Here is a 20,749-nt window from a genome sequence, read left to right as displayed (position 1 = left end):
GTAGCGTCGCACGTATGGCCTCTGATGAGATCAGTGCCCGCATGGCAGAGATCGCCCGGGAGGTGCAGTCCGGGGAGGACGTCGGGCAGGTCGGGGATCGCATCTGCCGAGCGGCGGTGGAGCTGCTCGGTCCGCACACGGAGTCGGGCATCTCGATCGCCCAACGCGGGCGCCGGGTGGACACTATCGGCGCGACCTCGGTGGCCGCCCAGCGTGGCGACGAGCTCCAGGTCGAGCTCTGGGAGGGACCGTGCCTGGACGCGGCCTGGGAGCACGAGCAGGTCGTCGCCAGTGACCTGGCGCGTGAGGACCGCTGGCCGCAGTGGGGTCCGCGCATGGTGGCGGATCACGGCATCAAGAGCATGCTGTGCACGCAGCTGTTCACCAACGACCGGCAGCTCGGGGCTCTGAACGTCTACTCGACCGAGCACGACGCGTTCGACGACGAGGCGCAGGAGATGGCCCGCGTCCTGGCCGTGCACGCGGCGATGGCGGTGGCGTCCGCGCAACAGATCGACGGGCTGCGGCTGGCCAACGACCGGCGTACCGCGATCGGGAAGGCGCTCGGGATCATCATGGTGAAGTACGACCTCCAAGACGACCTTGCCTTCGCCGTGCTGCAACGGCTGTCCTCGCACGAGAACCGCAAGCTGTTCGACATCGCCCAGGACGTGGTCGCGGCACGCGGGCTGCCGGGGCAGCCGCAGAGGTAGGTCCTTCGCTCAGGCCCGTGCCCAGCCGGCCCCGGCGCGAGCGGCGGCCCGGGGTCTGCTCGCGCGCCGCAGCCGGCCGTCCACGGCACCGTGATCCAGCGTCGTCACGAGGACCGGAGACACCGCGGTGGGCAGCATCTCGCCGTAGCCGGCGAGCTGACAGATCAGCTCGTAGTAGGCGGATGCCCGGATCACCCGCAGCAAGCCGCCGTCGGCGCTCAGACGCCTACGGAAACGGTCGAGCTGGTAGAGACACGACGCCTCGATGAACTCGACATCGTCGGCGTTGACCCAGACCCGGGGGCCGTACGAACGGGCCTCGAGGAGCCGGTAGAGGAGAAGCGGCCGGGAGGCAAGATCGAGCTCACCGCGCAGCCTGAGCAGTGTGTGAGTCGGTCGGCGTCGCAACGTGATGGAGACGTCCATCGTGTTCCTTCCGGGAAATTTCCCGCGAAGGCACCCGGTCGCTCAAGCACCCTTGCTCCGGAGTACCCATTTCGGCCGGAATCAACCTCGCGTTCGGCGGGCTGGCACCGGCGGTTGGGGACCGCTCCTTGGGGGTACCCAGCGCGAACGGACGGTTCTGGGTGCACCTGGCGGCCGCCCGAGGTCCACCGGTTCGAGCCCACGGCCTGGTGGACCGCTCCAAGGTCTCCTCGAGCGCCGCCCGCGACCTCGACGACGACCTCGGCGACGTCGGATCGATGGCACACCATCGATTGCGGTCGATGTAATCTCGGTGCCGTGGACTCCGTCGCCGAGACCGCTGGCACCCCCGACCGTCTGGTCCCAGGACGAGTCCCCCCTTCCCTGATCGACGCCTCGGCCGAGGCGTACGCCGGATGGTTCGCCGCGCTCGCCGACCCGATCCGGGTCCGCCTGCTGCTCACCGTCTCCACCGCCCCCGGCGGGGCCGTGCCGGTCGGCGACCTGGCGGGCGCGCTGGGCATCAGCCGCACCGCCTGCGCCGAGCACGTCCGCACGCTCGCGGAGGCTGGGCTCGTGGTGGTCGATGAGAGTCACGGCTCCGCGACCGTCACCGCGAACCCTGCCGGCTGCGCCGGTCTCCCGCATCCCGCCGACCTGGTGCTGGGCACGCCCGCCGTCCTCCCGCCCCGCCTGGGCGAGCTGCCCGACGACGTCACGACCCGGGCGATGACCGACGACGACCTCCCGGTCGTGCGCGAGATCTACGCCGAGGGCATCGCGACCCGCCAGGCGACCTTCGAGACCGAGGCGCCCGACATCCCCGCCCTCGCGGCGAAGTGGCTGCCCGGCCACCGCTGGGTGGCCGAGGCCCGGGTCGACGGCGCCAGGCGCGTCGTGGGCTGGACCGCGGTCGGCCCGGTCTCGACGCGGGCGTGCTACGCCGGCGTCGGCGAGAGCAGCGTGTACGTCGCCGAGGGTGCCCGCGGCCGTGGCGTGGGCAGGTCGCTGCTGCACCGCCAGGTCACCGAGGCCGACGCCGGCGGCCTGTGGACCCTGCAGACCGTGATCTTCCCCGAGAACCTGGCCTCGCTCGCCCTGCACCACGCCGCCGGCTACCGCACTCTCGCCGTACGCTCCCGCGTCGCGCAGCTCGACGGCGTCTGGCGCGACACCGTCCTCCTCGAGCGCCGGCGCGAGCGGGACTGAGGGGGACTGGGCGAGGGGCCGCTCAGCGCAGGTCGCGCCGCATGACCAACCGCGGCATCCCGCTCGCCACGGCGTCGGTGGTGCCCAGGACCCGGAAGCCGGCGCGCTCGAACATCGGCCGGGTTCCCACGAACGCCATCGTCTGGTCCATCCGCCCCGGCGGGTCGACCGGGTGCGCCTCCACGGCCGGCGCGCCGTGCGCGGCGGCGTAGGCGACCGCGCCCTCGATCAGCTGTGCCGTGACGCCCTGGCGCCGGTGGCCCGCGCGGACCACGACGCACACGATGCTCCACACCGCCACGTCGTCGACGGGTCGGATCAGCCGGGAGCCGGCCAGTCGGGTGATCTCGGCGAGCGGGCCGATGTTGCACCAGCCCACGGGCTCGCCGTCGCGGTAGGCGACGACGCCGGGCGGGTGCTCGCGCTCGCACAGCGCCCGCATGGCCTGCTCCCGGCTCCCGCCGCCCAGCTCCTCGATCTCGCGGGCACGCAGCCGGTGCGACAGGCACCAGCAGTGCGTGGCCCGCCGGTTGCGGTTGACGACGTCGGCGAAGTCCTCGAATCGGCCCGGCGTCAACGGATGCGTCTCCCAGGTCATGTGACCCACCACACCACGACCTGCCGACAGTGGCGACGGGTCGGATGAAGGGTCGGTGCGCGGGGTGAGCTCAGCCGGCGCTCTCGCGCCGCAACGACTCGCAGGCCGCGTCGTACGTCTCGGCCAGTCCGGGTCCTGCGGGATCCGCCGCCCACTGGTCCAGCGCGACGCGGACGACTGCCGACGTGGCCACCAGTGCGACGCGCGCGGTCAGCGGGTCCAGGCCGAGCGTCTCGGTGAGGGTCGCCTGGGCGCGGGCCAGCCGCTCCTCGTCGACGGCGATCGCCGCGAGCAGCAGCTTCGGCTCCCGGGCGACGAGCCGCCACTGACGCAGGGCGTCGCGGCCGGCGCCGTCGCGGCCGCCGTTCTCGATGGCGGCGAGGCTGTCGCGCGACACCGCCGTCAGCTGCGGCACGAGCGGCTCACCCGGCCGCAGGGCGGTCAACGCCTCGTCATAGGTGCGCTCGATGACGGGATCCGGCAGGAGCGCGGCACGCTCCTTGCTCACGGCGTAGCGGAAGACGGTGCGCGATGACACACCCGCCGCGTGCGCGATGTCCTCGACCGTGGTCCCGTCGACTCCTCGCTCCTCGAACAGTGCGAGCGCGGCCTCGCGGATCTCGCGCTCGGTCTGGTGGCGCCGACGGTCCTGCAGGGCCTCGGTCATGACGCCAGCCTATCGGGGAACAACGGCACTTGCTGTCGCGTTGGCACAGACTGCCACCACGGCATCCACTGCCGCACGACAGGAGAACCATGACCTCGCCCGCCGCCACGGCACCCGCGGACCACCCGCGTCCGTCCCCTCCGCCCGACGTCCACGTCGGACGACTCATCGCACTGCTCGTCGGGTCCGCCTTCGTCCTGATCCTCAACGAGACGATCATGAGCGTCGCCCTTCCCGAGCTGATGGGGGAGTTCTCGGTCGCCGCGACGAGCGCGCAGTGGCTCACCACCGCGTTCCTGCTCACCATGGCGATCGTCATCCCGGTGACCGGTTACCTGCTGCGACGCTTCACCCTGCGCCAGGTCTTCCTGGCCGCGATGGTCTCGTTCGTGGTCGGTACGGCGCTCGCCGGCGCGGCGCCGACGTTCTCGGTCCTGCTCGCCGCCCGGGTCATCCAGGCGGTGGGCACCGCGCTCGTGATGCCGCTGCTGATGACGACGATCCTCAACGTCGTCGAGCCCGATCGTCGCGGCCGGATGATGGGCACGATCTCCATCGTCATCTCGGTCGCCCCCGCTGTCGGGCCCACGGTGTCCGGTGTGATCCTCGACCAGCTCGACTGGCGGTGGATGTTCTGGCTCGTGCTCCCGTTCGCGCTCCTGGCCCTCGTGCTCGGCGCCGCCTGGGTCCGCAACGTCACGGAGCCGGTGCGGTCCCCGATCGACGTGCTCTCCGTCGCGCTGTCCGCCCTCGGCTTCGGCGGCCTCGTCTACGGGCTCAGCAGCATCGGCGAGTCGGCTGCCGGGCACGCCCCGGTCGCGCCGTGGATCCCGCTGACCATCGGTGCCGTGGCGCTCGCGGTGTTCGTCTGGCGTCAGCTGGCCCTGCGGGATCGCGCGCTGCTCGATCTGCGCGCCTTCGCCAGCCGGACCTTCTCCATCGCCGTCGTCCTGGTCGCCGTGAGCATGATGGCGCTCTTCGGCTCGCTCATCCTGCTCCCGCTCTACCTCCAGTCCGTCCTCGGCCTCTCCACGCTCGACGCCGGCCTGATCCTGCTGCCCGGCGGGCTGACGATGGGCCTGCTGGCGCCGTTCGTCGGCCGGGTCTTCGACCGGGTCGGGCCCCGCCCGCTCGTCGCCCCGGGCGCCGCGATCGCCTCCGTCGCGCTGTGGTCGATGACGACCTTCGACACCAGCACGGGGCAGGGGACGGTCGTGGCCGTCCACGTGCTGCTCAGTGTCGGCCTCGCGCTCATGCTCACCCCGCTGATGACCTCGGCCCTGGGCTCGCTCCCGCAGCACCTCTACGCCCACGGCAGCGCCATCGTCTCGACGCTCCAGCAGGTCGCCGGCGCTGCCGGCACCGCCATCTTCATCACGGTGATGACCCGGGGCCAGGTCGCGGGGGCCGACAACGGCCTCTCGCTGGTCGATGCCACCGCCGACGGGATCCACAACGCCTTCATGTACGGCGGCGTGATCTCTGCGGTGGCGGTCCTGATCGCCCTCGCCGTACGCCGGCCCGCCGCGCCCGCGCACTCCTGAGGCCCCTCTGCCCCGGCGCACGCGCCGGGGCAGAGGGCCCGAACCCGACCAGCCGTCACTGCATCAGATTGCATACAGTTGCATGCGTTAGTCTGCAGCGAGGGCGGCTGGCCCGGGGCCGACCGGCTCATTCACCTGTCTTCGAGGAGCACGAACCACATGGACATCAAGGTCTGGGCGGACACGACCGTGCGCGCCGACGTACACGCCGTCCGCGAGAAGGCGCCCTTCGTCTACGGCCTCACCAACTTCGTCGCCGCCGGCCTCAGCGCCAACGTGCTCCTCGCCCTCGGCGCCGGCCCCGCGTTCGGTGCGGCTCCCGGATGGACCAGCGCGTTCCCCGCGGGTGCCGGCGCGATGTTCATCAACGGCGCGTCCCTGATGTCCTCGGCCACGCCCGAGGACCTCACCGATGCTGCTGCGAGCGCCGCCGCGGCCGGCACCCCGTGGGTGCTCGACCCGGTGGCGGTGGGTGCGGGCGCCCCGGCGTACGACGAGGTGATGGCCTCGCTGCTGGCCTTCGGGCCCGCCATCGTCCGCGGCAACGCCAGTGAGGTCGCCGCGCTCGCGGGCCGGGTCGGCGGCGCCTCCGGGGTCGACTCCACGCTCGCCTCCAGCGCCGTGCTCGACGTGATCGCCGAGCTGGCCGCCCGCCTCGGTGCGGTGGTCGCGGTCTCGGGGGAGACCGACTACATCTCCGACGGCACCCGCACCGTGGCCGTCCCCGGCGGATCGCCGCTGATGCCGCGCGTCACCGGCACCGGCTGCAGCCTCGGTGCCGCCTGCGCCGCGTTCCTCGCGGTGACCGACCCGTTCGAGGCCGCGGTCGCCGCGCATGTCGTCTACGCCGAGGCCGGTGCCCGGGCGGGCGCCCGCTCCGCCGGCACCGGGTCCTTCGCCGCCGCGTTCCTCGACGAGCTCTCGACGCTCTGACCCCCCGCCGCACGACCGGCGCCCCGCCCCGACCTGCCTGCCCCGACCTCGCCCCCTGAGGAGATTCACCGTGTCCACCAAGAAGTCCATGCATCTGGCCGCTTTCATGAACGCCGGCCCGCAGGGCACCGTCGGCTGGCGCCACCCCGAGGCCGGCGACGGCTTCCTGAGCGCCGAGCACTACATCCGCATCGCCAAGGTCCTCGAGGACGCCTGCTTCGACCTCGCCTTCGTCCCGGACGCGCTCGCGGTGCCGCGCAGCCTCGGCGGCTCCTTCGAGCCGGCGATCCGCTACGGCTCGGGCAGCCCGCGGCTGGACCCGATGACCGTCCTCTCGATCATGAGCGCGGTGACCACCGACCTGGGCGTGGCCGGCACCATCTCCACCGGCTACAACGAGCCCTACAACGTGGCCCGTCAGCTGGGCACCCTCGACCACCTCAGCGGCGGCCGGGCCGGCTGGAACATCGTCACCAGCTTCCAGGACGCCGAGGCGCAGAACTTCAACCAGGACAAGCTCCCGGAGCGTGCCGAGCGCTACGCCCGTGCCGAGGAGCACCTCGAGGTCACCACCCGGCTGTGGGACTCCTGGTCCGACGACGCCCTCGTGCGCGACAAGGAGAGCGGCGTCTTCGGGCGCCCCGAGGAGGTCGAGGCGATCGACCACGTGGGGACCTACTTCCAGGTCCAGGGTCCGCTCGGCGTGCCCCGCACCCCGCAGGGCTACCCGGTGCTGATCCAGGCCGGGGCCTCGCCCGCCGGCCGCGACTTCGCCTCCCGCTGGGCCGACGTGGTCTTCTGCAGCCACGAGTCGCTGGAGTCGGGCATCGCCTTCTACCAGGACATGAAGAAGCGCGCCGCCGACCACGGCCGCGACCCCGACCAGCTGCTGATCCTGCCGGCCGCCACCACCGTCGTCGGCACCGACGTCCGTGACGCGATGGCCAAGCACGAGGCGTTCTTCGACCTCGTCGACCACATGGCCGGGCTCTCGCGGCTGGCCTACCACGTCAACGTCGACCTCACGAAGTACGACCTCGACGGCCCGCTGCCGTCGCTCGAGGTCGTGGGGGTAGAGGGCCACTACCGCGAGGTCGTGGAATTCGCCGAGCGCGAGAAGCTCAGCATCCGCGAGATCGGTCGCTGGTACGGCGCGCGCACCGAGGGCAACATGATCGGCTCGGCCTCCGACATCGCCGACACCATGGAGCTGTGGATGGACAGCGGGGCGGCTGACGGCTTCATGATCCAGGCCACCCACGTGCCGGCGGCGTTCGAGGACTTCGCGGCCGAGGTGGTGCCCGAGCTGCAGCGTCGTGGGCTGTTCCGCACCTCCTACGAGGGGTCCACCCTGCGCGAGAACCTCGGCCTGCGTCGTCCCGAGCGGGGCGAGTGGCGCAACCGGGCCGCCTCTGCGCTGGCCGAGCGCCGGGCCGCCGAGTGACCTCCCCGGCCACCCCCGGTTCCCCGCTGGTCTCCGCCGACTGGCTGCTCGAGCACCTCGGCGAGGCCGGCCTGGTCGTCCTCGACGCGAGCATCACCCGCGGCGAGGACGAGCACGGGCGCACCGTCTTCAGCGACGGCGAGCAGACCTACCTGGCCGGTCACCTCCCCGGCGCGGTCTTCGCCGACCTGTTCTCGGTGTGGTCCGACCCCGACGGCGAGTTCGGCTTCACCCGGCCGACGCCCGCGCAGGTCGAGGCGGCCGCCCGGGCCGCCGGGATCGGTCCGGACTCGACAGTGGTCGTCTACGACCAGCTGAGCGGGGCCTACGCGGCACGGCTGTGGCTGGTGCTCCGCTCCTACGGCTTCGCGGACGTCCGGTTGCTCGACGGCGGGTACGCCGCCTGGCTCGCGGCGGGTGGTCAGGTGGAGACCGGTCCGGGCCCCGAGCCGACGCCCGGCGCGGGGTTCACCGCGGTCGACGCCGGGATCTTCGCCGACCTCGACGAGGTCCGCGAGGTGGCGCTGGGTGCCGGCTCGGACGTACGGCTGGTCTGCGCGCTGCGGAGGCCGGAGTTCCTCGGCGACGAGGCCCGTGAGCGATCCGGACACATCCCCGGAAGCGTCAACCTGCCCTATCCCGACGTGCTCGACGAGGACGGGACGCTCTCACCCGCCCGCACCCGGGCGCTCGCTGCCGGGCTCGGCATCGACGCCGGCACGCCGGTGGTGGCGTACTGCGGCGGGGGCGTGAACGCCGCCGGCCTCGCCCTGGCGTTCGTCGAGGCGGGCCTGCCGCTGCCGCGGGTCTACGACGCCTCCCTCAACGAGTGGCGCGCCCGCACCGAGCTGCCGATGGAGATCGGCGAGGGCTCGCACGCGGGCCGGGAGACCCTGGTCGTCTTCGACATCGACGGCACCCTGCTGCACTCCGACGGACAGCACAACGCCATCATCACCGAGGTGCTGGCCCGCCGCGGGCTGGATGCCACGATCAAGGCGTTCGGGACCTACACGCACTACACCGACTCCTGTGTGATCAACGAGGTCCACGAGGCCACCGTCGGGACCCCGGCGAGCGCCGAGCTCCTGGGGCAGCTGGACGTCGAGTACCGCGAGGCGCTCGAGGCTCACGTGGCCCAGCACCCCATCGTCGAGGTGCCCGGTGCCCGACGGGTCGTCGAGGAGCTCGCCGCACTGCCCGGTGTGCACATGGCCTTCGCCACCGGGTCGCTGCGGGGCATGGCCGAGCTGAAGCTCGGGCTCGTCGGCGTCGATGCTGCCGAGGTCGTGCTGTCCACCGCCAGCGAGCACTACAGCCGCGAGGAGATCGTGCGGGCGGCGATCGCCGGCGTGGTGCAGCGGATCGGGCACGACCGGCTGGACCTGGTCATCCTGGGGGACGGCGCCTGGGACGAGAGGACCGCCGCGGAGCTCGGCATCCCGTTCGTCGGGCTCGCCACCGGCAGCCACACGTTCGGCGCGCAGGCCGTACGCGTGCTGGACGACTACACGGACCTGGCCGGGACCGACCTGGTCGGGCTGGCCCGTCCCTGCCCGGGCTGCCTGTGATCGAGCAGACACCGTGTGCTGTGGGTCGCAGGGTCTGGAAGACTCCCACCCGACTGACGGCGTACCTGCCGGTGGCGGGGGAGAGGGGGAGAGGTGCCTAGCGCGCGCGACACCGTCTACGCGGCCCTGCGGGCGCGCCTCCTGGAGGGCCACTACTCCCGCGACGTCTCGCTGATCCCGCAGGCGCTGAGCGAGGAGTTCCAGGTATCCCGGACCCCGGTCCGTGAGGCCCTCGCCCTGCTGGAGCGGGACGGTCTGCTGGTCTCCACCTCGCGCGGGTTCACCGTTCGCCAGCGCCCCGACGAGGAGATGCTGGAGATCTTCGAGGTCCGCGGGATCCTGGAGTCGAGCGCGGCGTTCGCGGCCGCCACCCGGCGCAGCCCGATGGACCTGGCCCGGTTGCAGGAGCTCGCCGACCGTGCGCGCCGCGAGTCCGATCCCGCGGCTCAGCGTCGACTGTTCAACCTCTTCCACGACTGCGTCCGCGACGCCGCGCACAACACGACGATCTCCACGCTGGTGGACACCCTCAGCGCCCAGATCAAGCTGGCGGCACCGTGGAAGACCGATGAGTCCGACGAGGGCCTCGCGCGCTCCATGGCGGAGCACGACAAGATCCTGGCCGCGATCGTCGCCGGCGACGGCGAGCAGGCGCGCGCGCACATGCTCGAGCACCTCGCCCACGACCGGGACAACCGGATCAGCCAGCTGGTCGCGAAGATCGCCGAGCAGCCCGAGCGCGACTGAACCGCCCGCGGGGGATCAGCAGGTGTCGTCGAGGGCGTCGTCGAGGTCGTCCACGGCCTGGTCGAGCGCCTCGGCCGCTGTCCCCACCTCCGCCCTCGCCGCGGCTGTCGGCGACGTGCCCGCGGCGTCGAGGCTGCTGGTGAGGTTCTCGAGCGCCTGCTCGACGGCGTCGATCTGGGTGGAGTAGTCCTCCGACGCCTCGGCGCGGATCTCCTCCAGGTCGGTCCGCACGTCCCCGGTCTCCGCCTCGAGACGCGCCAGGACGTCCTGGTCGATGTCGACGTCGTCGACGTCGACCATCGCCGCGTCCAGGGAGTCCAGCGTCGCGCAGAGGTCGGAGGACTCGTCGTCGCTGCACGCGGTCGGCGCCGTCAGCAGGAGCGTCGCCACGCAGACGAGCCCGAGCAGTGGTCTGGGTGTCATCCCACCAGCGTCCTCCGCGCGCCGTCCGCGGCCCTCACCCACACGGTGTGATTCGCGGAGCTGGCTCAGGCGCGAGTGCGCCCCTGTCTCCGGACGGAGACAGGGGCGCTCGGCCGCTGCGCGAGGGTCAGGCGTGGTTGTTCGTGCCCGCGTGGTCCGCGCGGTCGTCGAAGTAGTCACGGCTCCCGGACTTGGCGAGGCCGCGGCTGACCATGTAGCCGATGGTCAGCAGCGTGACGTAGAACCAGGCCTCCTGGGCGCCGAAGTCACCGGCGTCCACGACCGCGGCGGCGATGAGCACGCCGACGACGGTGGCGACGTACGCGATGAGCTCGGTCGTCTTGTAGGAGGACTTGGTCTCGGTGCTGATGCGACGCGCCCCTGTGGCGTCGGTGCTGACGGTGCGGTGAGCAGTGGTGCTCATGTGGGTGTGCTCCTTGTGTCGCCGGGCACCGGCGGACCCCTGTTGGTCCCACCGGGTCCCCGGCCGGTAGGGGACTCCGCCTCGTGGCTCGGAGCGGGTCGCGAGCCGTGAGCGGCAACCCCAAGTGACCACCCGCTCCGGGCGACACTCCCGCCCGTGGGGGTGAGTCAGGAGGTTGCGGCTGCTGCACGCATCGAGGCGACGAACGTCAGCCCGATCGCGGTGACGGTGAGGATGACGCACAGGGTGAAGGACGCCCAGGCGGTCGGGGTCACCCAGGACGGGACGAGGTCGTACCCCGCGTTGCAGGGGTTGGTGAACGTCCACCACGGCGCGTCCGAGTGCGAGGCGTAGTGGTCCAGGTCGAAGGGCACGCCGGCGTAAATCTCGCACTCCTCCTCCACGTCCCAGACCAGGTTCTGCCGGAAGAAGCCGTAGGCGTAGGACAGGAGGAACACCGCCGCCGCGAAGGCGGCGGCGACGTAGGAGGCCAGGCCCGCTGTCCGCAGGCGTGTGGTCGACATCGGGTCATTCTGCCCTGGTGAGGGGTCCTGAGCGACGGAGCGCAGGGCGATGGAGCCCGACGGGTGGCCGGACGTGCGTGCGCCCGGCGGCGACCGACCGTCCTCCAGCTCGGCCTGACCAGGCTGAGCCGCACTGAGACTGCTTTGACCCCGAGGCGTGGCGTGGTGTCTCCGCGTACGACCTGCGAGACAGCCCGCGCGGCCGGATGGGAGTCCCGCTGCCGACAGATCCCCGCTGGGCGACGGCTGGGTTAGGGTTTGGCCCGTGACTCACGACCCAAAGCGCCCGTTACGCCTCGCGATCGTCGACGACTACGCGGTGGTGGTGGCGGGGGTCGCGGCGTTCCTGGCAGACGAGCGGATCGACGTGGTCGAGACCGGCGCGTCGACGCCGGTTGTCTCGGACGTCGACGTTGTGCTGTACGACACGTTCGCCCAGGTGCAGGGCACCGGGATCGACCTCGAGGACTTCGTACGCGACAGCGACGCCTATGTGGTGGTCTACAGCTGGAACCTCGATCACGAGCTGATCCGGAAGGCGATCGCAGCGGGCGCACGGGGCTACCTGTCCAAGGTGCTGACCGGGCCGCAGATCGTGGCAGCCCTGGAGCGGGTCGTCCGCGGCGAGATCGTCATCCTCCCCGGCGACGAGGAGTCGAGCGTCGAGGGCGACGGCGACTGGCCCGGACGCTCGGCCGGGCTGTCACCGCGCGAAGCGGAGGTCATCGCGCTGATCACTCAGGGGCTGAGCAACCAAGAGATCGCCGCGAGGGTGTTCCTGAGCATCAACACGGTGAAGACCTACATCCGTACGGCGTACCAGAAGATCGGGGTCACCCGGCGTTCGCAGGCGGTTCTGTGGGGCATGCAGAACGGGTTCCAGCCGGACACGTTGCGTACCATCGACTCCGACCTCGTGCTGCGCACCAGTCGCCGCTTCCGGGGACCTGAGCGCTAGAAAACTCGTCGCGTCATCCGCAACGGCCCCGAGTCCGTCGGCAAGCTCTTCTCACCTCGAGCGCCCTCCTCGCACGCGTCGAGCGCCGTACCTGATGGCGACCGCCGGGAAGTGACTCACCTAGGTCCTCCCCGGGTCTCACAACTAGCCTTCCGTTCATGTCCGACCTGCCTGGATCGCCGCCGTTCAGCCCGACCGTCATGCTCCTGACCGTCGCCCGGGTCTGGGACGCGGCGTACGCCGAGGCGCTCAAGCCGCTGGGCCTGACCACCCGCAAGTACGGACTGCTGGGTCATGTCCGCGGCACCCCGGGGATCTCGTTCAGCGAGCTGGCCCGGCGCTCGCGGATCACCGTGCAGAGTGCGCACACCGCCGTCGCGGCCTTCGTCACCGCCGGGCTCGTGGACGACGGGACGGCGCATGCCGGGTCTGCCTCGACCCTGCGGGTGACGGCCGCGGGGGAGGAGCTGCTGGCCCGCGCCGCTGAGGTGGTGGCTCGGCTGGACGAGGAGTTCGCGGGGCGGCACCCGGGGTTGACCGAGGCGCTGGCGGCCGAGTGGCGCGGGATCGTGGACGAACAGGGCTGACCTTCAGTTAGACTGAAGGTATGGAGTCTCTCTTGTTGTCCGTCCATGTCCTGGCGGGCATCCTCTTCGTCGGCCCGGTCGCCGTCACCAGCAGCCTCTTCCCGCGCTACGCCGGCGCCGACCCGGATGTCGCCGGCGTGCTGCACCGCGTCACCCGCGCGTACGGCGGGTGGGCGCTCGCCGTACCCCTGGTCGGCCTCGCCCTGGCCGCCGTACAGGGGCGGACGACGGAGGTCTGGGTGGTCGTCGCGATGGTGCTCACCGCGATCGCGGGCGGGCTGCTGGCCCTGCAGATCGTGCCCCGTCAGCGCGAGGCGCTTCAGGGCGACGGCGCCGCCACCGGGCTGCGGACGCTCGGGATCCAGGCGGGCGTCTTCAATCTGCTGTGGAGCCTGGTGGTGGTCCTGATGATCACCCGCCCGGGATCGAGCAACGGGTGAGCCCGCTCCTGCGCGCGCTCGCGGTGCTCTCCGTGCTGGAGCTGGTCACCGTGGCCGTCCTGCTGGGCAACCTCGCCACCGTCCACGACGACGCGGTCACCAGCGTCCTGGGTCCCGCGCACGGGGCGACGTACCTGGCCGTCGCGACGACCGCGCTGCTGGGCCGTGGCCTGGCCGGACGCACCCGAGCCGGAGCTCTGGTGCCCGCGATCGGCGGGCTGCTGACGCTGCTGAACGTACGCCGCGAGGCGGCCGCTCACCTCCGGAGATGCCCACGCTAGCCGGGATGGCGGGGGTCGAGACCGGTCAGAGCTGCTCTCGGCGTGGTCCCCGTCGCCGAGGAACGCCCGGGCAACGCCTTGGGTCCACCCCCCGTCGATATGGCCCGCCTCTCAGGATCGACGCGACGAAACGTCCTCTGCCGTGGGGCTGCCTGTGTAAGCCTGTTCTCCGGCCGTCGACCGGGGGCCGTCGCACCCGTGGAGGCAGCTCGTGGCAGGTCAGGTCCGCATCGACGTCCGGACGTGGGAGTTCGTGAGCTTCGCGATGGCGCACAACTCCGTGGACTTCGTGAAGGGTGTCAAGGTCTCCGGGTTGCCCGACGACCTCGACACCGTCTCGGTGTCCATCACGCTGACCGACCGCGGCGCCCTGCTCAGCCGCCCCTACGAGGTAGAGCTTGCTGTCGTCGACGGGGCGGGGTCCTTTGCGCCGTCGGTGAGCCTCGAAGCGGCTGCGATGTGGGCCGTCGAGGAAGACCGCGTCGGGGAGGTGACCGTCAAGGTCGACTGCGAGGGGCAGACCCTCGGCGAGGTCACGCAGTCGATCGACGTCGTCAGTCCGCGCTCGTGGCGCTACGTCGAGGATCAGCCGGAACTCACCCACGAGCTCTTGGGCTCCTATGTCATGCCGAACGACCCTGCTGTCACCGCGCTCGTCGCCGAGGCGCGGGTCTTGCTGGAGGAACGTACTGGCAGCTCGGCGACCCAGGGCTACCAGGCTGGGGAGAAGCGGGTCGACGAGATCGTCGAGGCGATCTGGGACGCCGCGCGGGGTCGAGGGATCGCGTACAGCAACCCGCCCGCGAGTTGGTCACACGAGCAGAAGATCCGCACCCCGGAGGAGGTCCTCGTCGGGCGGGCCGGCACGTGCCTCGACACCACCGTCGTCCTCGCGGCCGCGCTTGAGTCCGTCGGCATCAACAGCACCCTCTGGCTGCTCCGGGGGCATGCGTTCCTCGGGGTCTGGCGCAGCGCGCTCGATGACTTCAGGCCCATGAACATCGGGATGCCCGCCACCGTCGATGTTTCGGGATTGAAGAACCTGATCGATATCGGCTCGATGCGGATCCTGGAGACGACTCGCGTCGCCGGCGGTGAGACCAGTGCCTCTTTCGACCACGAAGACCACCGCAAGGCGGTCATCACCTACCTGTCCGGCGACCTGTCCCAGGTCGATGGCGTCGTGGATGTCTACGCCTGTCGGAAGAGCAGGATCCTTCCGCTTCCGGCCACCCGTCACCGCGCCGACGGCGTCGTCGAGGTCGTCGAGTATCGCTCGGAGATGCATTCCGGACAGCACTTCGTATCGGAGGGCGCGCAACCAGAGGACCAAGCAGGCATCGATGCGCGCGGCCGCGCGATCCCGCCCCGGGTCCAGCGGTGGAAGAACAACCTGCTCGACCTCAGCCTGCGCAACAAGCTGATCAACTTCACGGAGACAGGCACTGTCGCGCTCGCGGTACCGGACGGCGCGCTGCCTCACGTCGAAGACCTGCTCAACGCCGGCAAGCCGGTCACGCTGCTGCCGTCGGATGGCCATGACCACATCCAGAAGGCCCGGGGTGTCCAGTTCGGGGCGCACCTGCCGCAGGACCAGCTACACGAATTCCTCGCCAAGGGACAGTTGTTCACTCCGGTCAGCAGCGATGGCTACCTGGCACGGTTCCGGGGCTTGGCGTACAAGGCGAAGACCATCGTCGAGGAGACCGGCGCCAACAACCTCTATCTGGCGCTCGGCTCGCTGAACTGGTCCATAGCTCCCAAGCAGGGTGGGGTACGCCGTTCTGTAAGGTCGCCGCTCATCCTGGTGCCGGTGACTCTGGTCGCCGGCCGGCGTGCGGGGCACTACCAGCTGATCCTGGACGAGGCCGGTGCGAGCACGCCGAACTTCTGTCTGATCGAGAAGTTGAGGCAGGAGGAGAAGCTGTCCATTCCCGGCCTCGAGAATCCGATTGAGGACGAGCACGGGATCGACCTGGCTGCCACCTTCGACGCCGTGCGAAAGGCGATCGCCGAGAACGGACTCGGATTCCACGTCGACGAGACGGCGGACCTCGCGATCTTGCAGTTCGCCAAGTTCCGGCTGTGGAAGGACCTCGACGAGAGCTGGGAACAGCTGGCCGAGGCTCCGCTGGTCAGGCACATGATCGAGACCCCTGGGACGGCCTACCGCGACCCTGCCGCTGTCCGGAATCTCGGTGACCTCGACGAGCTGGACGCAACCTGCCCGATCCCGGCCGACAGCTCGCAGCTCGAGGCGATCGCCGCTGCCGTCGCGGGAAAGACCTTCGTCCTCGAGGGACCTCCGGGCACCGGCAAGTCGCAGACGATCACCAACATGCTCGCGCGAACGATCGCTGACGGGAAGCGCGTGCTGTTCGTCGCGGAAAAGCGCGCGGCCCTCGACGTCGTGAGCGCCCGCCTTGCTTCGATCGGGCTCAGCCCGTTCTGTCTGGACCTGCATGACAAGTCCAGCAAGCCGGCCGCTGTCCGTGCCCAGATCTTGCAGGCGCTCGACCTCGCCCCGGTCACGGACGAGCAGGGATTCAACGTTCAGCGTCAGGACCTTCAGACCTCGGCACGTGCCTTGGATCTCTACGCCAAGCGCCTGCACGAGACGAACCCCTCCGGTCTGTCGTACTACTCCGCTCGAACGCAGGCGCTGGCGCTGGGGGAGGAGACGCCAGCGCTTCCCGTCCCGACCGAAGCGCTCGCACGACTGACCGGAGAGGTTGCTGCTGACCTGAGGCATCGCCTTGGCCGGTTCAACGAGACCGCGGATCTGGCTGGTCCCCGCCCGCACCACCCGTGGGGGTTCGTCCAGCGCCCCGGTGTTGTGGTGGACGACCTCAAGGCAGCAGTACGCCGTGCCGATGCGACCTCGCAGCGTCTTGCCGAGACGCCGGGTGTTCTCGGTGGCGTCCTGAACGCCGCGTCGTCCTCCGCTGATCTCCAGGTCCTGCACCTGGTGATCACCGGTCCCGCTGTCGGCCTGCATGACCTCGACGAGGTCCGGACCCGGTCCTGGGCGGAACGTCGGGCCCGGTACGAGCAGTTGCTCGCGTCGTTCACGGCGGCGTCCCACCCCGGCCTGGACCGGGCGAATCCGCAAGCGCTCGACCTGCCGCTGGAGGACCTCCGGGCCGAGGTCGCAGCCGCCGTGGAATCGGGGTTCTTCGGGCGGAGCAAGCGGCTCGCTGCAGCTCTGGCTCCGCTCACACCGCACCTGTCGGCGGCGCCGAAACGCAAGGAGGCTCTGCCGTTGGTCGAGGCGCTGCTCGAGACCCGCAACCGGTCCGCCCAGCTGTCGCCTGACGTCCATGCTTTGCCCGGGTTGCGCGCGCCGGTGCGCTGGAACCCGTGGGACCCGACCACGATGGAGCAACTTCAAGGCCAGATGGAGTGGCTGATCTCGGTGGCGAGCGCGATCGACCCGGACAAGGTCGCGAGAGACCCGTTTGCCGAAGCCTTGCGCTCGTTCATCAAAGCCGACGTGACGGTCGCGACGGCCACCCAGGAAGACGTGGCCGAGCTCGTGCTAGCGCTCGACCTCCTCCGCCGCTCGGCACCCGGTGCCGACCTCGCCAGCTGGCTGAATGGAGCACCGCTGCTGCGCACCTGGTTGCAAGGCACTGCGGCGCGTGAGTCCGGCACCGAGCACAGCGTGGCGCTCACCAGGTGGGTCGAACACCTGAAGGCGCTAGAACCGCTGCATGCGGTCGGCCTGACGGAGGCGGCTGCACATCTTCGAGAGGGCGTAGTCTCGGCAGACCTGGCAGCCAGAGCTCTCGAGCGCGGGATCGCGGAGACGGCCTTGCTCGAGCGGCGAAGTGCGACCGGGTTGGACGTGTTCGACGCAGGCGCCCACAACATGTCGGTCGCGCGCTTCGCGGTGTCCTCTGCTTCGGTCCGGGACCACCTTCGGACCGTTATCCCTCAGCAGATCGTTGCGGCGCGACCGTTCTCAGCGAACGCCGAGCGGGGACAGATCAGCGATCTACGCAGACAGCTCGGTCGGCAGCGCGGCGGGATGAAGGTCCGGGCGCTCCTGGACAAGTACGGCGACCTGATCACCCAGCTGCTTCCGTGCGTGTTGGTCAGCCCGGACTCGGTGGCAAGGTTCTTCCCTGTCGGCGCGCAGTCGTTCGACCTCGTCGTCTTCGACGAGGCGTCTCAGATTCGCGTCGCTGACGCAGTCGGTGCGATCGGGCGTGCTCAAGCCGTGGTGGTCGTGGGAGACAGCAAGCAGATGCCCCCGACCTCCGTCGCGGAGTCGCTGGTTGAAGAACAGGATGTCGCCCAGCAGCTCGACGGATACCAGCTCGCTCCTGACGACGAGAGCATTCTGGACGAGGCGCGTAACACAGGACTCGTTGCTCGCTCGTTGACGTGGCACTACCGCAGCCGTGACGAGGCACTCATCGCCTTCAGCAACGAGCACTACTACGACAGCAAGCTGTCGTCTTTCCCGACGCCGCCGCCGGTGTTGGACGCGCATGGTCGTCCGACGGCGGGGCTGAGCTTCGTCCGAGTGGACGGCGGCACGTTCCTCCGTAGCGGAAGAGGAAAGTCGTTGCGCACCAACCCGAAGGAGGCGGCGGCGATCGTCGAGGAGATCCGGCGACGATTCGCCCTGTCGCCTGAACGCCTGCCGTCGATCGGCGTCGTGACCTTCAACGCGCAGCAGCGGACCCTCATCGAGACCCTGCTTCGTGACGGGAGCGACGAGCGCATCATCGAAGCCTTGGACACCACCAACGGCGAGGGCCTCTTCGTCAAGAACCTCGAGAACGTCCAAGGCGATGAGCGGGACGTGATTCTCTTCTCTGTCGCCTTCAGCAAGAACGAGAAGGGTGTCCTGCCTCTCAACTTCGGGCCTCTCGGCCTCGAGCGGGGCGAGCGCCGTCTCAACGTGGCTGTCACCCGAGCTCGGCAGCAGGTGATCATCTACTGCTCGTTCGACCCGTCGGACTTGCGCGCTGACGACACGAAGCATCTCGGCATCAAGCACCTGAAGAACTACCTCGAACTGGCACAACGAGGGACCGAGGCCCTTGCCAGCACCTCCTCGCGAGCGGTCGTGGACCGGCACCGCGACGAACTCGCCACCGCGCTGCGCAGTCGAGGGCTGGCCGTCAGCACGGACCTGGGGCTCTCCGACTTCAAGATCGACTTGGCGCTGGCTTCCGCCGCCACGCCGGACCAGCCGGCGGTCGCTGTGCTGCTCGATGGCGAGGGCTGGGCTCGGCGAAGGACGGTCGGCGACCGAGACGGGCTCCCGGTCGCGGTGCTCGGAAAGATGATGCGGTGGCAAAGCGTTGAGCGGGTCTGGCTTCCCGAATGGCTGCGCGACCGGGAGGCAGTGCTCGACAGACTCGTCGACGCCGTCCGGCGCGTAGGTGCCGGAGAGGCGACGCCAGCGCTGGTCCCAGATCCAACCCCCGCTCCGGACCCCGTTGTGACATTGCCAGCCGCGGCTTCGGCGCCCGGCACAGTTTCGGTTCCTTCCGCAGCTGGCGGGACTGCGAGCCCGCCGTACGCAGCATCTACCGTCACGGCGAAGCCGCGTATCACTGCGATGACGGACACCTTGGACGGAGCCACGCCATACCGTCGCTGGACCCCGAGGCAGGCCGGAGACGTCAGCTGGCTCGACAACCTCGACGATCCGCGCGCGCGGACCTACGTCAGTAATGTGATCGCGTCGATCCTGGAGGAGGAGTCCCCGGTCCGACTTCCCCGGTTGGGCAAGTTGACGGCGACCGCATTCGGCCTGTCCCGCGTGTCTGCGGCACGGATCGAAGCGATCAGCAGACTGGTACCTGCAGCGCAGCGGGACAGTTTCGGGTTCGCGTGGAGTGCCCCGGCCGACCTGAGCACCTTCGCGGGCTTCCGGACGGCGGGCAGTGACGATCCGCGCGTGCTGGATGAGATCCATCCTCTGGAGGTCGTGAATGCTATGGTCGCGATCAGCCGGGCGGCCTGGGGAATCACCGAGGACGATCTTTACGTCGAGACGCTCGCCCAGTTCGGCTGGAAGCGGCGGACTGCGCCAGCCGTCGCGCTGCTCCGATCGACTCTCGAGATGGCGCTGCGGGACCAGCTGTTGGTCCGGGACAACGCTGACCTGATCCGGGCAGGCGGGTAGCGCCCCGCGGCCGCCCCGTCCTGGGATCGGCCCGAGTCGGCTCGGTCGGATCGGTCGGATCGTTCGTCCGACCGGGCCGGCTCCCTGCGCGACCGAGAGCGTGCGATCCTGCCTGGTCGCGCCCGGTCGCGACGTCCCCTAGACGGCAGCCAAGTGCGAGCGGTGACGTCATCGGTCTCGGACACTGGGGCCCAGGTTGTTGTGCGGACGGGCTGACCTGTAGGCCGGGTTCTGTCCCCGGGGCCCTTGCGGGCGTCCGGGTGGCGACCATCCATCTACGACTGCCGTTGCCGACAGCCTCCAGCGATCTACCCGCGTGCTCGGGCGGGCCGCCCTCGAACGCACGCGCACCGCGGTGCGAAACCGCGGCTTCTTGACCTTGCTCCGGGTGGGGTTTACCTAGCCAGCTCGGTCGCCCGAGCCGCTGGTGGTCTCTTGCACCACCGTTTCACCCTTACCCCCCGGCCCGGTTGCCCGAGCCCGGAGGCGGTCTGTTCTCTGTGGCACTGTCCCGCGGGTCACCCCGGGTGGGCGTTACCCACCACCCTGCCCTGTGGAGCCCGGACCTTCCTCGACGTACTCCGAGGAGTACGGCGCGGTCGCCCGGCCAGCCCATCCGCGGGCACAGCCTCTCACATCCACGATCACACCCGTCTAGGTTGGTCGCATGGACGAGTCGTTCGAGGAGCTCCAGGCCCCGCCGGTGGTGTTCCCGGGCCAGCGCGGCCACGAGGCGGCGTACAGCACCGCCCACGACCTGCTGTCGCGCCGCGCGCCGGTGGAGGCCCTCGAGGTGATCGAGCCGGCCTTGGCCGAGGAGCCCACCAACACCGGGCTGCGCTCGCTGCGGGCGTGGGCCTTCCTGATCCGCGCCCAGCTCGGGCGTGCCGAGGAGGAGCTCAAGTCCCTGGTCGCCGACAACCCCGACGACGACTGGGCGCGCCACGCGCTGGGTCGAGCGTTGGAGCGTCAGTCGCGCTTCGCCGAGGCGCTGCCGCACCTGCGCCTCGCGGCCGCGATGAGCGGCGAGCCCGAGCACGAGACCGCGGTGCTGCGGGTGGAGCGGCGTCTCGCCGAGATCGGCGAGCGCTCGTACGACGACCTGGCCTGAG

19 protein-coding genes and 1 other RNA gene are annotated in these 20,749 nt (G+C 70.5%); 13 read left to right on the top strand and 7 right to left on the bottom strand.

Annotated elements, in window-relative coordinates:
* The first annotated feature begins 14 nt into the window (after positions 1-14).
* Positions 15-713 (top strand): GAF and ANTAR domain-containing protein, encoded by a 699-nt coding sequence (locus GFH29_RS13135; RefSeq protein WP_153324292.1) that lies wholly within the window; start codon positions 15-17, stop codon positions 711-713.
* Between the two features lie 9 nt (positions 714-722).
* Here the strand turns inward: GFH29_RS13135 and GFH29_RS13130 are convergent, their stop codons facing one another.
* Positions 723-1,139 carry an STAS domain-containing protein gene (locus tag GFH29_RS13130; RefSeq protein WP_153324291.1) on the bottom strand — a complete coding sequence of 139 codons (417 nt, stop codon included), beginning with the start codon at positions 1,137-1,139 and terminating at the stop codon, positions 723-725.
* A 318-nt stretch (positions 1,140-1,457) separates the two neighbouring features.
* Here GFH29_RS13130 and GFH29_RS13125 point away from each other — a divergent pair, with 318 nt between their 5' ends.
* On the top strand, positions 1,458-2,348 hold the full coding sequence (locus tag GFH29_RS13125; RefSeq protein ID WP_228387476.1) for a helix-turn-helix domain-containing GNAT family N-acetyltransferase: 891 nt from the start codon (positions 1,458-1,460) through the stop codon (positions 2,346-2,348).
* A gap of 22 nt (positions 2,349-2,370) precedes the next feature.
* Here GFH29_RS13125 and GFH29_RS13120 read toward each other — a convergent pair whose 3' ends face one another.
* Both GFH29_RS13120 and GFH29_RS13115 read right to left on the bottom strand, forming a co-directional pair.
* Entirely contained in the window at positions 2,371-2,946 is a 576-nt protein-coding gene (locus GFH29_RS13120) for a GNAT family N-acetyltransferase (protein ID WP_153324290.1), read from the bottom strand.
* Positions 2,947-3,016: 70 nt separating this feature from the next.
* On the bottom strand, positions 3,017-3,613 hold the full coding sequence (locus tag GFH29_RS13115) for a TetR/AcrR family transcriptional regulator (protein WP_153324289.1): 597 nt from the start codon (positions 3,611-3,613) through the stop codon (positions 3,017-3,019).
* An 89-nt stretch (positions 3,614-3,702) separates the two neighbouring features.
* On the opposite strand from GFH29_RS13115, the gene GFH29_RS13110 reads away from it, so the two are divergent.
* The 5 genes from GFH29_RS13110 to GFH29_RS13090 all read left to right on the top strand — a co-directional run bounded on the left by GFH29_RS13110 (position 3,703) and on the right by GFH29_RS13090 (position 9,852).
* Positions 3,703-5,157: an MDR family MFS transporter gene (locus tag GFH29_RS13110; RefSeq protein ID WP_153324288.1), complete on the top strand. Its 1,455-nt coding sequence runs from the start codon at positions 3,703-3,705 to the stop codon at positions 5,155-5,157.
* A gap of 159 nt (positions 5,158-5,316) precedes the next feature.
* Positions 5,317-6,090, top strand: a complete 774-nt coding sequence (locus tag GFH29_RS13105) for a hydroxyethylthiazole kinase (protein ID WP_153324287.1) — start codon at positions 5,317-5,319, stop codon at positions 6,088-6,090.
* Positions 6,091-6,160: 70 nt separating this feature from the next.
* Positions 6,161-7,534: an LLM class flavin-dependent oxidoreductase gene (locus GFH29_RS13100; protein WP_228387475.1), complete on the top strand. Its 1,374-nt coding sequence runs from the start codon at positions 6,161-6,163 to the stop codon at positions 7,532-7,534.
* Positions 7,531-9,105: a rhodanese-like domain-containing protein gene (locus GFH29_RS13095; RefSeq protein WP_153324286.1), complete on the top strand. Its 1,575-nt coding sequence runs from the start codon at positions 7,531-7,533 to the stop codon at positions 9,103-9,105. Before GFH29_RS13100 ends, GFH29_RS13095 begins: the two co-directional genes overlap by 4 nt.
* A gap of 93 nt (positions 9,106-9,198) precedes the next feature.
* Positions 9,199-9,852, top strand: a complete 654-nt coding sequence (locus GFH29_RS13090; protein WP_153324285.1) for a GntR family transcriptional regulator — start codon at positions 9,199-9,201, stop codon at positions 9,850-9,852.
* A 15-nt stretch (positions 9,853-9,867) separates the two neighbouring features.
* Here the strand turns inward: GFH29_RS13090 and GFH29_RS13085 are convergent, their stop codons facing one another.
* From GFH29_RS13085 to GFH29_RS13075, 3 genes are all read right to left on the bottom strand, one after another.
* The gene (locus GFH29_RS13085; protein WP_153324284.1) at positions 9,868-10,275 is read right to left on the bottom strand and encodes a hypothetical protein; all 408 of its coding nucleotides are present in this window, start codon (positions 10,273-10,275) and stop codon (positions 9,868-9,870) included.
* 127 nt (positions 10,276-10,402) lie between these two features.
* Positions 10,403-10,699: a hypothetical protein gene (locus GFH29_RS13080; RefSeq protein ID WP_153324283.1), complete on the bottom strand. Its 297-nt coding sequence runs from the start codon at positions 10,697-10,699 to the stop codon at positions 10,403-10,405.
* Positions 10,700-10,866: 167 nt separating this feature from the next.
* Positions 10,867-11,223, bottom strand: coding sequence for a hypothetical protein (locus GFH29_RS13075; protein ID WP_153324282.1), 357 nt, complete (start codon positions 11,221-11,223; stop codon positions 10,867-10,869).
* Between the two features lie 265 nt (positions 11,224-11,488).
* Between GFH29_RS13075 and GFH29_RS13070 the strand changes: the two genes are divergently transcribed.
* The 5 genes from GFH29_RS13070 to GFH29_RS13050 all read left to right on the top strand — a co-directional run bounded on the left by GFH29_RS13070 (position 11,489) and on the right by GFH29_RS13050 (position 19,637).
* Positions 11,489-12,181 carry a DNA-binding response regulator gene (locus GFH29_RS13070; RefSeq protein WP_153324281.1) on the top strand — a complete coding sequence of 231 codons (693 nt, stop codon included), beginning with the start codon at positions 11,489-11,491 and terminating at the stop codon, positions 12,179-12,181.
* 158 nt (positions 12,182-12,339) lie between these two features.
* Entirely contained in the window at positions 12,340-12,768 is a 429-nt protein-coding gene (locus GFH29_RS13065; protein WP_153324280.1) for a MarR family winged helix-turn-helix transcriptional regulator, read from the top strand.
* A gap of 20 nt (positions 12,769-12,788) precedes the next feature.
* Complete coding sequence (locus tag GFH29_RS13060) at positions 12,789-13,208, top strand: hypothetical protein (protein WP_153324279.1); 420 nt, start codon at positions 12,789-12,791, stop codon at positions 13,206-13,208.
* Positions 13,205-13,489: a hypothetical protein gene (locus tag GFH29_RS13055; RefSeq protein ID WP_153324277.1), complete on the top strand. Its 285-nt coding sequence runs from the start codon at positions 13,205-13,207 to the stop codon at positions 13,487-13,489. The genes GFH29_RS13060 and GFH29_RS13055 overlap by 4 nt, the downstream gene beginning before the upstream one ends.
* 211 nt (positions 13,490-13,700) lie before the next feature.
* Positions 13,701-19,637 (top strand): DUF4011 domain-containing protein, encoded by a 5,937-nt coding sequence (locus tag GFH29_RS13050; RefSeq protein WP_153324275.1) that lies wholly within the window; start codon positions 13,701-13,703, stop codon positions 19,635-19,637.
* A 204-nt stretch (positions 19,638-19,841) separates the two neighbouring features.
* Here GFH29_RS13050 and rnpB read toward each other — a convergent pair.
* Positions 19,842-20,252, bottom strand: an RNA gene (gene rnpB / locus GFH29_RS13045) — RNase P RNA component class A.
* A gap of 52 nt (positions 20,253-20,304) precedes the next feature.
* On the opposite strand from rnpB, the gene GFH29_RS13040 reads away from it, so the two are divergent.
* A complete protein-coding gene (locus GFH29_RS13040) occupies positions 20,305-20,748 on the top strand; it encodes a tetratricopeptide repeat protein (RefSeq protein WP_228387474.1) in 444 nt (147 codons plus the stop codon).
* Position 20,749: the final 1 nt, after the last annotated feature.

It is taken from the genome of Nocardioides sp. dk884 (assembly GCF_009557055.1).
Lineage (GTDB): Bacteria > Actinomycetota > Actinomycetes > Propionibacteriales > Nocardioidaceae > Nocardioides.
This window is presented reverse-complemented; position numbering and strand designations above follow the sequence as displayed.